This is a genomic window from Leptolyngbya sp. UWPOB_LEPTO1, assembly GCF_017302695.1.
GTDB lineage: Bacteria > Cyanobacteriota > Cyanobacteriia > Leptolyngbyales > Leptolyngbyaceae > Leptolyngbya > Leptolyngbya boryana.
This window is the reverse complement of the sequence record NZ_JAFLCJ010000009.1, coordinates 52,384-65,760: the sequence shown is the minus strand read 5'-3', so window position 1 is coordinate 65,760 and position 13,377 is coordinate 52,384. Positions and strand designations below refer to the sequence as shown.

The 13,377-nt window shown below is 46.7% G+C and carries 16 protein-coding genes; 9 read left to right on the top strand and 7 right to left on the bottom strand.

The annotated features are described in order from the left end of the window. The first annotated feature begins 135 nt into the window (after positions 1 to 135). On the top strand, positions 136 to 351 hold the full coding sequence (locus tag J0L70_RS15000; RefSeq protein ID WP_017286697.1) for a hypothetical protein: 216 nt from the start codon (positions 136 to 138) through the stop codon (positions 349 to 351). A 115-nt stretch (positions 352 to 466) separates the two neighbouring features. Continuing rightward, positions 467 to 868 (top strand): hypothetical protein, encoded by a 402-nt coding sequence (locus J0L70_RS14995; protein WP_287455159.1) that lies wholly within the window; start codon positions 467 to 469, stop codon positions 866 to 868. Between the two features lie 47 nt (positions 869 to 915). On the opposite strand, the gene J0L70_RS14990 is transcribed toward J0L70_RS14995, so the two are convergent. Beyond that, positions 916 to 2,262 (bottom strand): TIGR03279 family radical SAM protein, encoded by a 1,347-nt coding sequence (locus J0L70_RS14990; RefSeq protein ID WP_287455158.1) that lies wholly within the window; start codon positions 2,260 to 2,262, stop codon positions 916 to 918. A gap of 27 nt (positions 2,263 to 2,289) precedes the next feature. Then, positions 2,290 to 3,144: an undecaprenyl-diphosphate phosphatase gene (locus tag J0L70_RS14985; RefSeq protein WP_017286700.1), complete on the bottom strand. Its 855-nt coding sequence runs from the start codon at positions 3,142 to 3,144 to the stop codon at positions 2,290 to 2,292. A gap of 243 nt (positions 3,145 to 3,387) precedes the next feature. Here J0L70_RS14985 and J0L70_RS14980 point away from each other — a divergent pair, with 243 nt between their 5' ends. Both J0L70_RS14980 and J0L70_RS14975 read left to right on the top strand, forming a co-directional pair. Then, the gene (locus J0L70_RS14980) at positions 3,388 to 4,125 is read left to right on the top strand and encodes a DUF3120 domain-containing protein (RefSeq protein ID WP_017286701.1); all 738 of its coding nucleotides are present in this window, start codon (positions 3,388 to 3,390) and stop codon (positions 4,123 to 4,125) included. A 168-nt stretch (positions 4,126 to 4,293) separates the two neighbouring features. After that, positions 4,294 to 5,283 (top strand): adenylate/guanylate cyclase domain-containing protein, encoded by a 990-nt coding sequence (locus J0L70_RS14975; protein WP_017286702.1) that lies wholly within the window; start codon positions 4,294 to 4,296, stop codon positions 5,281 to 5,283. 17 nt (positions 5,284 to 5,300) lie between these two features. Here J0L70_RS14975 and J0L70_RS14970 read toward each other — a convergent pair whose 3' ends face one another. Together J0L70_RS14970 and J0L70_RS14965 are read right to left on the bottom strand one after the other, a co-directional pair. Further along, positions 5,301 to 5,714, bottom strand: coding sequence for a DUF4079 domain-containing protein (locus J0L70_RS14970; protein WP_026148455.1), 414 nt, complete (start codon positions 5,712 to 5,714; stop codon positions 5,301 to 5,303). A gap of 147 nt (positions 5,715 to 5,861) precedes the next feature. Beyond that, positions 5,862 to 6,182 (bottom strand): DUF1830 domain-containing protein, encoded by a 321-nt coding sequence (locus J0L70_RS14965; protein ID WP_017286704.1) that lies wholly within the window; start codon positions 6,180 to 6,182, stop codon positions 5,862 to 5,864. Positions 6,183 to 6,540: 358 nt separating this feature from the next. On the opposite strand from J0L70_RS14965, the gene J0L70_RS14960 reads away from it, so the two are divergent. Genes J0L70_RS14960 through J0L70_RS14940 form a run of 5 tightly spaced genes read left to right on the top strand, consistent with a single transcriptional unit; the run spans position 6,541 to position 10,643 of the window. Next, complete coding sequence (locus J0L70_RS14960) at positions 6,541 to 8,112, top strand: photosystem II high light acclimation radical SAM protein (protein WP_268183825.1); 1,572 nt, start codon at positions 6,541 to 6,543, stop codon at positions 8,110 to 8,112. A 9-nt stretch (positions 8,113 to 8,121) separates the two neighbouring features. Continuing rightward, positions 8,122 to 9,483, top strand: a complete 1,362-nt coding sequence (locus J0L70_RS14955; protein WP_287455157.1) for a DICT sensory domain-containing protein — start codon at positions 8,122 to 8,124, stop codon at positions 9,481 to 9,483. Further along, positions 9,484 to 10,143 carry a pentapeptide repeat-containing protein gene (locus tag J0L70_RS14950; RefSeq protein WP_287455156.1) on the top strand — a complete coding sequence of 220 codons (660 nt, stop codon included), beginning with the start codon at positions 9,484 to 9,486 and terminating at the stop codon, positions 10,141 to 10,143. It begins immediately after the preceding gene. A gap of 57 nt (positions 10,144 to 10,200) precedes the next feature. After that, a complete protein-coding gene (locus J0L70_RS14945) occupies positions 10,201 to 10,428 on the top strand; it encodes a type II toxin-antitoxin system HicA family toxin (protein WP_190649066.1) in 228 nt (75 codons plus the stop codon). After that, a complete protein-coding gene (locus J0L70_RS14940) occupies positions 10,425 to 10,643 on the top strand; it encodes a type II toxin-antitoxin system HicB family antitoxin (RefSeq protein WP_190649063.1) in 219 nt (72 codons plus the stop codon). The genes J0L70_RS14945 and J0L70_RS14940 overlap by 4 nt, the downstream gene beginning before the upstream one ends. 106 nt (positions 10,644 to 10,749) lie before the next feature. On the opposite strand, the gene sixA is transcribed toward J0L70_RS14940, so the two are convergent. From sixA to J0L70_RS14925, 3 genes are all read right to left on the bottom strand, one after another. Further along, entirely contained in the window at positions 10,750 to 11,238 is a 489-nt protein-coding gene (gene sixA / locus J0L70_RS14935) for a phosphohistidine phosphatase SixA (RefSeq protein ID WP_190649061.1), read from the bottom strand. Between the two features lie 70 nt (positions 11,239 to 11,308). Next, positions 11,309 to 12,559, bottom strand: coding sequence for a DHH family phosphoesterase (locus J0L70_RS14930; protein ID WP_017286709.1), 1,251 nt, complete (start codon positions 12,557 to 12,559; stop codon positions 11,309 to 11,311). Positions 12,560 to 12,780: 221 nt separating this feature from the next. Next, positions 12,781 to 13,290 carry an HNH endonuclease gene (locus J0L70_RS14925; protein ID WP_017286710.1) on the bottom strand — a complete coding sequence of 170 codons (510 nt, stop codon included), beginning with the start codon at positions 13,288 to 13,290 and terminating at the stop codon, positions 12,781 to 12,783. Positions 13,291 to 13,377: the final 87 nt, after the last annotated feature.

Here is a 13,377-nt window from a genome sequence, read left to right as displayed (position 1 = left end):
CAGTATTTTCTCTGAGTGATAAGATTCACTGATTCTTTACTTTAGCTGTACGGAAATCATCGCCTCGCCGACGAAAGTATAAACAAGAACACAAGCTGCAATGCTTACTGAACATCTACTCTAGCGAGGTCTGCGATGCTTTACACTCAAACCAATTCCACCTGCTCTGATGGTGCTGTTAGCTCGGTGCTTGACCGAATTCTCGCCACAGGTCAAATTGCTCAAAGTGATGCTCATCGAGTCCTGCAAGCTGCAATGACGTTAGACAGTCCGCTCAGTGCTGAAGAACAAACAAAAATTAGAGTCATTGCTCATCGTTTAGGACTAGGCATGTTGAAGGTTGTCTACTAGGAAATGGCTTGCGTTTGATTGCTACAATCTTGCGGCAAAAACTTATCCAACCGTAAAACCCTGAATTAAAGCAGAATTTGATGAACAATAGAGGAGGCGAGTTATTCAAAACAGAATGGGACAGTACGATCGCTTAATTCTCATGGCAGAAGATGAACTGACACAGTACAGTACCGATGCCCGTAAAATTGAAAAGCTCCGACAGAAAATTGGCTTATCGGTTTCTTCCAATGAGCAAAAGCAAGTCAAAGAGCAACTGCTCACAGAAATGCCAACTGATCCAATTCGCAAAATCATTGAAGATCAGCGTCAAACGGTTGCACTACCATTTTGGGGAATTGCTGGATTGGGTTTATTGTTTGGCATTTCGATGTCGCAACCGTTAGATTTTGTTGCCACCATCGCTGGAGGCGCGATCGCCTTCCAAATTCAAAAACTCGGCTGGCGACTCCAAGCAAAACGACTAGTACTCAAAACCTTGGAAGATATCGAAGAACGAGTTCGCAAGCCTGATTAACAATATTTGCATAGTTGCGAGTGGGCAGAGCTATCTAGCAACTGCAATTAAACCGCAATAGCCTGCATCGATTGGCAAACCTCAATCAGACCTTCAACTCCTTGAACGATCGTAATTTTCGTTGCCAATCGATGCTCCAAATCTGCCACAGTCATGTCATCTAAAAATACGGCTGCATCTTGTTTCAGCATCAAAGACGGCAAAAGAATTCCGTCTCCGAGCGCTCTCCCTTGCAGTGCTGCCAAAATGTCTTGCCCAGTCAGTAGCCCCGTGACAGTCATGCTCTGACCCCAGTACTGGCTATTCAGAGCAACCATTTTGACCGTCAAACCTTGAACTTGGTTTAAGCGATCGAGAATCGGCAAAAATGCTCTCTCAACTGCATTCCCCACAACCCAGGTATACTCGCGTGCAGGCGCAATCTTCTGTGGAAGTCTTTGTGCTGCTGTTTCAAACTCTTTTAGGAACAATCGAATTGAACCTACACCATTACCAATTTGTGGATAGTCTTCATAGTGCGATTCTGGGGGTAAATCGGCTCCAGCGATTAAGAACCACTCATCTGCTAACCAAACAATCGTACTGCCCTGCTCTTTTCGGAATTTAGCTTGCAGTGCTTGTACTTGGGCAATTACTTCTCTCGCTTTCTCAGGTGAAACGGGAATCAATTCATCTTCATCGGGTCGAAATCGGGTCAGTCCAACGGGCACCACCGCGATCGACGCAACTGCTGGAATCTCTCCTGTGTGAAACTGCGCTAGATCCTCGATCGTCCGAGTTAAGTGCTCACCATCATTGATACCAGGACAGAGAACCACTTGAGCATGGATCTGTAGCTGTCGTTCTTGGAACCATCGCATCTGGTCTAGAATTTGACCTGCTCTTGAATTTTTCAGCAACCGAGTTCTGACATCTGCTTCAGTTGCATGAACTGAAACATAAAGTGGGGAAAGCCTCATCTGTTCAATCCGGTTCCACTCGCGCTGAGTCAAATTCGTCAGAGTCAAATAGCTCCCATAAAGAAAACTCAGCCGATAGTCATCATCTTTGAGGTAAAGACTATCTCGCTTGCCCGGAGGCTGTTGATCAATAAAGCAAAATGGACAGCGATTCGTACATTGGATCAACCCATCAAACAGAGCCGTTTCAAACTCCAAACCCAGATCCTCATCGTAATCCTTCTCAATTTCGATCTGATGGGTTTTTCCTTTGCGATCGATCACGTCGAGTTCTAAAAATTCGTCCGCACACAAAAACTGATAGTCGATCAGATCGCGAGGCTTTTCGCCGTTGATCGATACAATGCGATCGCCCACTTCAAATCCAATCTCTTGCGCGATTGAACCCGACAACACCCCAGTAATTAACGCCGGACGAATAGAAATCTCGCTCATGACTCGAACTTTGACAGCTTCTCTAGTTTAAGCCTTTAGAACTTGTGTGGCGATTGCGGCTAATAATGTAATGCCTAACGCCAAGCGATACCAGACAAAGACCCAAGTACTCTGACGCTGCAAAAACTTCAGCAACCAAGCGATCGATAAATACGAAAACACAAACGCTGAAATGATGCCAAACAGCAAAGGCATTCCCATTGAACCATCTTGCAACACATCTTTCGTTTGCACTAAGGTGGCAATCGCCAAAGTCGGCAGACCGAGCAGAAAGGAAAATCGAGCCGCTGTTTCTCTGCGTAATCCTAAAAACAAGCCAGTCGTCAAAGTCGAACCTGAGCGCGAGGCTCCAGGCAGCAACGCAATCATTTGCCCAAGTCCAACCAAAATCCCATCTTTAACCTCAAGCTCATCAAACCCCCGTTTCCGAGAACCGACTTTCTCGGCAAGTGCCAACAAAAGCGACATCACGATCGACATCACAGCAATTAGTGTCGCACTCTCTAACTTTACGCCCAACTCTTTGAGCATCAAGCCACCCGCTAAGGCTGGAACTGTTCCGAAGACAATGCCGATAAAGATCTTCCAGTCTTCGCGATACCACTCCTTGCGCACAAATGCCCCCAAAGCTCCTGAGAGAATATTCCGAATATCCTTCCAAAAGTACATCAGCACTGCGATGACACTGCCGAACTGAATCGCATCGATCGCTTCTTTTTTCCATTGGTTCTGCCAGCCGAACACATCTGTAAAAATAATCAAATGCGCCGTACTGCTGATCGGCAGAAACTCTGTAATTCCTTGCACTAAACCCAAGACAACACCTTGGAAAAGAGCAAACAGACTATTGCTCTCACTAGCAACGACTAAAAGTGGGGTCATGCGCTTCTCAACCTTCAAAAACTAGGAGCAGAACTCTCGCTGTGCAGTGTACTGCCATTTCAGCGATTTCTGAATTCGTTCTCCTAAATTTATTCGCAATTTCAAGATAGTTCCGCTATTCTGAAATATGCCTAGGGGGGGCATTCTCCTTAAGAATGATTTACAAATTGAGGCTCCCGTCCCCAGAAAATCCTATGGTAATGTTAAGTTAAGTAAATAAAATGAACAGGATTAAATTTTCCTTTGATTTCCTATTCGCCCACCCCCACCCCATCCCAAGAGGCTGAAGTGATCGCGGTTTCTAAATCTTCTCTCACTGAATCTTCTCTGATAGAGCGGCAACTCCCGTCGCGCAATCGTCTCATTTTCGGTGCATCGGTCTTTTTGGTGTCGGTTCCTGTGTTCTTTGAAGCGCCCTTAGTCCGATCGATTCCGCTGCTCTGCCTTTTACTCACTTCAGTATGGGTTTGGGTCTCGATCGCGCTTTCTGCGAAATCAAAAACACAACACTGGGGTGAGTTAATCACAGGATTCACTTGGACATGGCTTGCTGGCTCGCTTTACTGGGGGTGGATGCGTTGGGAACCCACGTTACATTTACCGATCGAAGCGATTGGACTGCCGATCGCGATCTGGGGACTGCGGCAGAATTGGTGCAAACTTGGAAACTTTTTCTACTTAGGCTCCCTCTTTGGAACTGCAATCACTGATTTATATTTCTACGTGAGTGACTTGATTCCGTATTGGCGGCGATTAATGCAGGTAGAACCAGATGCAGTGCAGCCGATCTTTCAAGAAGCTCTTATGCAAATGTACACACCTCATGGCATTTTCTGGGTGATTTCACTAGCTACGCTACTCCTTGTAATCGGTGTTCTCTCGCTGCGGGTGAAAACGCCGCATTGGGTAGCATTTGGTGGTGCTGTTCTCAGTACCATTCTAGTTGACAGTCTTTTCTGGATTGCAGCAACCCTGGCATAAACTCGTAGATAGCGCGATTGCACGCAATTTCTCTCAGTTGAATACTGCGGAAAATACAGTAAAAAATAATTCACTTCACCTTTACATTACAAGCGCTACTACTGACACATTTCCATCGCAAGCGTTGCATCATAAGGAAAGAATGACCTTATTTTCCTTGTTGAGCCTGTGGTAACTCTCCAACCTATTCCTCATCTCATCCTACATAGCGATCTCAATCGTCAGCGCTTGCCTTTAGTGGGTAATAGCTGCTGGACAATTGGACGGAGCGAGGATAACACATTTGTGATTGGCGATCGCTGGATTTCACGTAACCATGCCATGCTGCAATGGATGGAAACGGGAGAATATTATTTGATCGATCTCGGCAGTCGCAACGGCACTTTTGTGAATGGGCGGCGGGTGAGTATTCCGGTGACATTGCAGAATGGCGATCGTCTCACGTTTGGACAGACTGAACTAGATTTCTTCTGTCCTATGAATCGTCCTGCTCCGTCGAGCGATCTCGACTCTAAAGATTTCACGGCAACCGCAGCGCTCTCAGTGCGCTGTTTAATCTCGGTTTTGGTTGTTGATATTCGCGATTTTACGATTCTGACGCGTCAGCTAGACGAAAGCATTCTTTCTGAGATGATCGGGACTTGGTTTCGCCAAGCAGGTGAGATTATTCGAGAGTATGGCAGTTGGGTCGATAAATATATTGGCGATGCGGTGATGGCGGTCTGGACGCATGGAGCGCATGGAGTCGAGCGGGATGAGTCACTACGAATCTGTCAGGCGATTAATGCGCTTCATAAGATGACGAGTGATTTGTATCGAGACTATCCCTTGCCATTTCCGATTCGGATCGGGGCAGGTGTGAATACGGGATTTGCGATGGTCGGTAACACAGGTAGCGGCGATCGACCCGATTACACAGCATTGGGTGATACCGTGAATGCGGCATTTCGATTAGAAACAGCAACGAAACAAATCGGACTCGATATTGCGATGGGTGAAACGACGTATCGGCATCTGGCAAGTCATGTGGGTGAGTTGGCGTTCTTTGAGCGATATAACGTTGATCTCAAAGGTTACGATACGCCAACTCCGACTCATGCTTGCTCATTTGCGGATCTCGATCGCTTTTTGAAGAGTAATTTCGATACCTTTTACTAAAGATCCAAGAAAGAGAGTCAAGAAAGATATTTTTGAACCACTTCCCATCCGGTGATCGAGACCCAAATTAGCCCTAAGCATAAGAGAAAATTCACGCCAATGTGAACAGAACGTGCCCAAGGCTGAGTGGGAATCTGTACGGCACTCCAGGCAGAAAGAAATACCAATTCAACGACAGCTAGCCCCGACCATAAATGATTGGAATGACCTAAACTGCCGTAATGCCCTAGGGTTCCGACAATGCCAATTCCCAGTAAGACCAAGACTAAAATCGCGATCGCAATTCCTACGCCAATATGCAGCGATCTCACCCATTTGATGCCAAATAATAATCCTGATCCCGTTGCTGCTTGAAGCAAATACGCCACGATCGTCAAACCCATTGCCCAAGCAGCAATTCGCCATAACCAAAGAAAGGACGGTAAATCCAAAACGTTCTACCTAACTCGCCTTCTCATTGTGCAAAAAACAACCGCGATCAAAATGCGATCGCGGTTGTTTCTTAACGAATCCCCACACCTTTTACTAAGCAAATCGATAGACGAAGCGGTTTTTCTTATAAAAATTGCAGAAAAAATTTAGGATTCCGCTGGAGTTGCCAGAATTGACCTCAGCTCTTGGCGAAAGGAGGCATCCTCGTCTCCCTCCGTCACAATCAGAGTTGAACAAGGAATTGTATCTGACAAAATCGCACTTGCCATCATGCCAGTATGAATTTCCAAATGAGCTGTCACGATTGCTTCAAAGATCAATCGCTGACCTGGAAAAACGACTCGTTCAAAGTACCAATTTGGCACATCTGTAATCCGAGCAATTTGAATTTGACTTGTAGCATTTACATAACAACAAAGGACGGGATCAGATCCATTAGAAGGAACGGGATCAAGAATTTGAGGCATGGCGATTGAAACCCCTTAGATAAGTAGCGAAGTACCTTGACACTAACATTGCCGGATTTCTAACAACTGTAAAGGTGATTACCAACGGTTTCTTTTCAAGACGATTTATGCTTTGAGATTGAGAACTTGTAAGTCTTCAACGCAAAAAATTAAATTTAGTTCATACCTGAATACTTTGTGCAGTAAAAATACAGAGTTCTCAAAAAAGATTAAGGCTGTTTTGCGATCGCGTGGATGCTTCTTGAGGACAATCCATGCAGAGAGCGAGAGTCAGTGATATCGTAAAGTTATGTGAAAATTACTCAGGATCCATTGATCCGATGAATCAACGCTGATGGATTCCTCACCCATGAAGGCTATGGAAACTCGCATTCTCTACGTCCGGTTGCCTTGTAATCCGATTTTTCCGATTGGAGCCGTGTATCTTGCCGATCACGTTCACAAGCAGTTTCCTGACATCACCCAAAAAATCTTAGATTTGGGCACAGTCCCGCCTTTGGATTACGCCTCAGCGCTGGATGATTGCATTGATCAGTTCAAGCCAACGCTGTTGGTCTATTCTTGGCGCGACATTCAGATTTACGCACCTGTGGGGGGCCGCGGGGGAAATCCACTGCAATACACCTTTGAGTACTACTACGCTTTAAATCCGTTCTTGAAGGCGAGAGGCGCGCTTGGCTTACTGCGAATCGCTTCAGGCTATTACGGCGAATTGTGGCGCAATGCCAATCTGATCAAACGGGGCTTCAAACGCGCTCGCAAATATCATCCAGATGCCAAATTGGTTGTGGGTGGGGGCGCAGTGAGCGTGTTTTATGAGCAAGTTGCGAGAAGTTTGCCGAAAGGCACGATCGTATCGGTGGGCGAAGGGGAAACGCTGCTCGAAAAACTGCTGCGGGGTGAAGATTTCTTAGATGAGCGGTGTTATATCGTCGGCGAGACGAAACCGCGCGATCGCATGATTCACGAATTTCCCACCCCGATCGAGAAAGCTGCTTGCGATTACGATTACATTGCGTCGATCTGGGACGAATTTGAATACTATTTTCAATCTCAAGACTTCTATATAGGAGTCCAGACCAAGCGCGGCTGTCCCCACAACTGCTGCTACTGCGTCTATACAGTGATTGAAGGTAAACAGGTTCGGATCAATCCAGCTGATGAAGTTGTCAAAGAAATGCAGCAGCTTTACAAAAAAGGCGTTCGCAACTTCTGGTTCACAGATGCTCAATTTATTCCAGCCAGGAAGTATATTGATGATGCGATCGAGCTGTTGCAAAAGATCGTGGATGCGGGCATGACCGATATTCACTGGGCAGCTTACATTCGTGCGGATAATCTCACGCCGAAGCTTGCCGAATTGATGGTGAAGACTGGCATGAATTACTTTGAGATTGGCATTACCAGCGGCTCTCAGGAACTCGTGCGCAAAATGAGAATGGGGTACAATCTCCGAACCGTCTTAGAAAACTGTCGAGATTTGAAAGCGGCAGGATTCAACGATCTTGTTTCGGTGAATTATTCATTTAACGTGATTGATGAGCGACCGGAAACGATTCGACAAACGATCGCGTATCATCGCGAATTAGAAAAAATCTTCGGAGCCGACAAAGTTGAGCCTGCGATTTTCTTTATCGGGCTGCAACCTCATACGCATCTAGAAGAATATGCGCTCAAGAATGACATTCTGAAGCCGGGATACGATCCGATGAATGTGAAACCTTGGACAGTTCGCAAACTGTTATGGAATCCAGAACCTTTGGGATCATTCTTTGGTGAAGTTTGTCTGCAAGCTTGGCAGCGCAATCCCAATGATTTCGGACGGGAAGTCATGGATATTTTAGAAGAACGTCTCGGACGTGCTGATCTAGAAGAAGCCTTAACTGCTCCGATCGAGAAATCCAATCCTCAACTTGTTACTGCTCCCTAATTTCCGCTCATGTTAGAAGGCTCAATTCTCAAAAATTTAAAAGTAGCGCACCAGTCCGGCGAGGTCGGTAAACGCCCGCTCAATTTCGGTGTGTATTACAAAAATACGCTGGTTTCGCTCTGCCATGCGCTGGAAGACTGCATTCTCACCTGTCAGAGTGCGCCTCTCGTGATTACTGCTTTCCAGCGGGGAAAATGGTATCTCGTTGAAGCCGATCGCTATGGCGATATCGCGAATCGAGCCGACCAAATTGTGATCATGGCGACGGCAGATGCCGGATTTGCAGAACATCCGACCAGTCAGCGATCGAATGTCACTTTAGTCGATTTAGATCCCACTGATCCGGTTGCTCAAGAATGGCACTTGATGATTTTGGCTCCGTCTTATACCGCCATGGTGCTCTGTCAGGAACTCTCGCCTGAAGACTATGGGACTCAAGGTGTGCCAGAAGAAGACTTAGAGCGGAAGTTTTACGGCTTTTGGACATTTGAGCAGGGCTTAGTCGAAGAGACGGTGAATATTGCGATCGCTCATATCGATCGCTACAACCCGGATTTAGCCAATCAACTTCGGGCAAAAGTCGCAGAAATTTCTGCTCAGAGTAGCGACCAAGACGAAATCTATCAAGCGGTTTCGATGGTCGTGAACTATTTACAAGACGGTCACTCGAAACACAAGCACGAAGCGTTAGATAACAATCTCGTTTCCAATGAGCTACAAGCCTTTCTCCGTCTGGCTCAATTGATTGATCAAACTGATGTGAGCAATCCAAATGCTGCGGCTGAAGTGGCTTCGTTATCGGTCGCGATGGCACAGTTGCTTGATCTTCCGGCTTGGCAGGTGAATCGGTTACGGCTCTCTGCCTTGCTGCATCGACTCGCATTCTTACAGCGAGCAGATAGTGTACTCAGTCCAGGAAGCTTTGGACGGGTGACTGAGCCTGATCCCGATGCCGCGCCGAGTTGTCCGATCGTTCCAGGCGCTCAGCTTTTAAGAAATATGGGCAGATTGAATGCGATCGCAACGATCATTACGCATGAATCTGAACACTGGAATGGAAAAGGACAACCTGCCGGACTCGCAGGCGACGAAATTCCTTTAGAATCAAGAATCCTTGGCTTACTCTCTGAGTTTCAACAGCGCGTGACTCAAAGCAATTTAACCGATGCGCTCGCTCAGTGCCAAGCGGAAGCAGGAGAGCGGTGGGATACAAAGCTCGTCGAAGCTTTAACGCTTCTTGTCAGCGCGATTCAGCAAGGGTTAAGCCTGCCGATTCAAATGCCGAAAATCGCGGCTGGAATGTGGTTGTTAGATTCTCATTCTGACGAAGAATTGCTGAATCTATCTGAGAAAGTGACGGAGCGAGGGTAAATGGATATTCAGGCGATTCGATCGGGAAAAGTAGCGCAACTCGCGGGTGTAGATTTGCAGGATGAAGATCTGTCTAAAGCAGATTTGGGCGGCGTGATTTTGGCGGGAGCAAAACTGGCGGGGGCAGATTTCACAGGCGCAAAACTGGCGGGAGCCATTTTAGACGGTGCGAATTTAGTCGGATGCCAGCTGATTGGGGCGGATTTGCGCGCGTCGATGACGGGTGCAAATTTGATGCAGGCAGATTTGACTGAGGCAGATTTGCGCGGCAGTAATTTGCGCGGGGCGAATCTCATGCGATCGCGCCTAACTCGTGCGGCTTTATCCGGTGCATTTCTCAGCGGCACAAACTTGATGGGCGTGAATTTGCAAGGCGTTGATTTACGAGGTGCAGATTTACGCGGCGCAAATTTAAGTGGAGTCAATCTGCTCGGTGCAAACTTGACTCAAGCAGATTTGCAAGGCGCACAGCTCAGCGAAGCGAATCTTGAAGAAGCAGATTTGCAAGGTGCAAATCTAGCAGGCGCGAACCTCTCAGGTGCGAATCTGCTTTGTGCAGAACTCCAGGATGCAAACCTAACAGGCGCAAATCTGCTCGGAGCTTGTGTGATTGGAACTCTCTTAGCGGAGGCATCGAAAGGCGAACTTGAGAGCAAATGAAGTAGGTAAGAATAAAAAAAGGATTGAAAAGATAGGGCACGATCTAAACGAATATTCATGCCTAGAAAAATTCGAGAATTGAAAGCTCAGATTGGACGTGAAGGATTTACATATCTGCCTAAGCGTGGCAAAGGGAGTCATGAGCGGTGGCGGCATCCTCTCCTGAAAAAAACATTGACGATCCCAGGAAAAGATGGAGATGATGTTCCACTCTATCTAGAAAAACAACTCGAAAAACTACTGATAGAACTCAAGAATTTAAGAGAGGAGGATCAGGAAAGATGAGCCGATACAGCATGATCATTCAATGGTCTGATGAAGATCAACTGTTCCTGGTTACTGTTCCAGAATTTGCTGACTTGGTTGTTATGCCTTGCACATCTGGCAAAACTCGTGAAGAAGCGATTCGTAATGGTGAAGACGTGATCGAAATGTATTTAGAAGCTTGGCAGGTAGAAGGTGAGCAGATTCCTGAACCGATGACGCTGCAAACGGCTTAACTCTTACCATAATTGGAAACATGGGCAAGAGGTCCATCACGATCGCAGTTAGCCAAGCCAACAGAGGCAAACTCTCAATGCTGAACGATGCGATCGCATTTTTTGTTTACAGAAACAACCGAGGCGGAGTTAGCCAGAATAGTTGGCTATTGGAGATCGCACTTCCGCTCTCGGGAAGCTCTAAGCCGATCACACCCGCTTTTTTTAGAATGAAGCGATCGCGCACTTCTCCCCAAATCAGTAACTCTGCCCAACTGCTGAGATCCGGCTCGTGTCCAACCAGCGCTAATGCTTTGTCGGGCGATCGCCAACTCTCAACCCAAGCGTGCCAATTTTGAATATCGCCTCCTGGGGCAAGGTAGCCAGCAGTTTCTAATGCATCGCTCAACCCTGCTTTTTGCAAAATTTTAGCCGTTTGCTTGGCACGAGTCAGAGGACTCGTCAGAATCAGATCAAATTTTAAATCGAGCGATCGCATTCGCTTTGCAACCTGTTCTGTTTTACGCTCCCCTTCTGGAGTCAGAGGACGCTGATCATCATCAGGATAGTCGCCATGTTGTCCGGCTAAGCCATGTCGGATCAGATAAAGTTCCATATCTACAGAAGATTGAAGGACTACACGGATCATTACAGCACCCTTTGCCCCTCAATCCTCTACCTTGGGATTAATTCACGCCTTTTGGATAATTTTGATCCGGGTTGACTAGGCGCAATAGCTTTTGTTTGACCTGAGCATCAAAGACTGACCATTTTGTTTTGGCATAGTCGCTATTCTCTGTAAATCCAGATAAAAATCCCATGGGAATTTCAAATCCCCCCGCTTGCGATCGTCCTCCGCCAAAGAATCTGCCGTGAGCATCTTGTCCAAACGCTTCTTTAATAAATTCATCGGGATCAAGCGTAATTTTATTCGTTCGCAGCGATCCCACGACGAATTCGAGTTCTTCATCTTCGTCGTGAACAATCCCGTAAACGACCGCAGTATGGACATTCTCCTCAGTAACCAAGAAGTCCGCAGCTTGCGGAATCGCATCACGATCGTCGTATCGCAAATAACCCACTCCCGCGATCGAGAAATTATTCTGTACCATGCGATTTTTCAGCGATCGCTCAATCACTTCCATGACTTGCTTCGATCGCGAAGATTGCATCACTGCATTCAGCAATTGCGCATCGTAAAATCGACTCAAATAAGCCGCAGCCAGAAAATCTTCTTCCTGGGCCTGCATCAGGCGATTCGTATCTGAGCGCAATCCGTGCATGAGCGCCGTTGCACACTTCACATGCTCAGGCGTACTCGTATCCAGCTTCAACATTCCCGATTGAATGTACTGGGTCAGAATCGTGGCAGTCGCACGGGTGTAGGTGCGGATATCGATAAATTCAGCTTTGAGGTCATCTTGCATACTGTGATGATCAATAATCACGGTAATCGGAATATTCGCCTGCTGAACGGACGTGAGAAGTTGGCTCGTCGTTCCCTGATTGTCGATCAGGACACATCCTTTATAAATTGAAAAATCTTTCGTTTTCGCAGTTTGAATCGGTAGACGTTGGAGCGGTAAATTTGTGAGCTTAACAAGGGCGATATTTTCCTGGTGCGAAAGCATTCCGGCATAGACAATCTCGCACTGAATTTCAAACTTTTGAGCGATTAATTTGTATGCCCAAGCTGAAGAGAGTGCGTCTGGGTCAGGGAAATCTTGAAGCAGAATAATTTGACGTTCGCCTCGATGTCGTTCGAGAACTTGGCGAAAAGCTTCAATTTTTTGTTCTTGCTCAGATGATCGAACCACTTCGTAAGGAAATCTTCCGCGCGATTCGGTCGTATAATTCGATCCGTTAGAAGTTTGAGGGGATGAAATAATTTGAACCTCAGTCGGATTCAGCCCAGAAATACCGGAGTCTGGTTCCATTGTTACAAATGAAGAGAGGGGCACAGTTGAATCAGATTGCATACGTTAAAGTTGTGCGAAAAATAGAACCAGCCTCAGTCGATCCCATCCTGTTTAGACATGATCGATCGTAGGCACTTCTTGATCTTCGCAAAAAACTTCAAAAAACGGCAGATCGGTTTGTTCGATTTCTCTCATAAGAGAGAGAATGCGATCGTAAACTACATCACTTCTGGCTGGAACTAATCTTCTCGCACTCCACCAATGACGTACTTCTGCCATTCCTGGTTCACACCATTTTTGACATGCTTCGTCACCTCAAAATAAAGCCCACTGTGCGGTCGGTGTGGATTCGTGAATAAAGGCATCGATGCTTCCTTCGGCGTGCGATTGCCCTTCTTCACATTGCAGCGCACACAGGCAGTCACAATATTTTCCCAAGTATCTGCTCCGCCTCGCGATCGCGGGATCACATGATCCAGGGTCAAGTCATCGCCTGTATAGCCACAATACTGACAGGAGTGTGAATCTCGGTGCAAGAGATTCTTGCGGGTGAGGGGAATCTCTTTGTAAGGCACACGCACATAATGGCGCAGCCGAATCACCGTGGGGAGTGGGAACCCCGAATAAACGAACTTTCCGTTATGCTCGACTTGCTCAGCTTTGCCTTTGATTAGCAGGACAACTGCTCGCCGCCAACTGGTGATATTGAGCGGTTCATAGGAGGCATTGAGCACCAGAACCTTTCCCATTCGGATTTCTAAGACGTGCTTATTTGCACTGATGCTAACATATTCAATCCTGAGACGGCTGTGAAGCCTGGATTTAAGTTAAGAAAT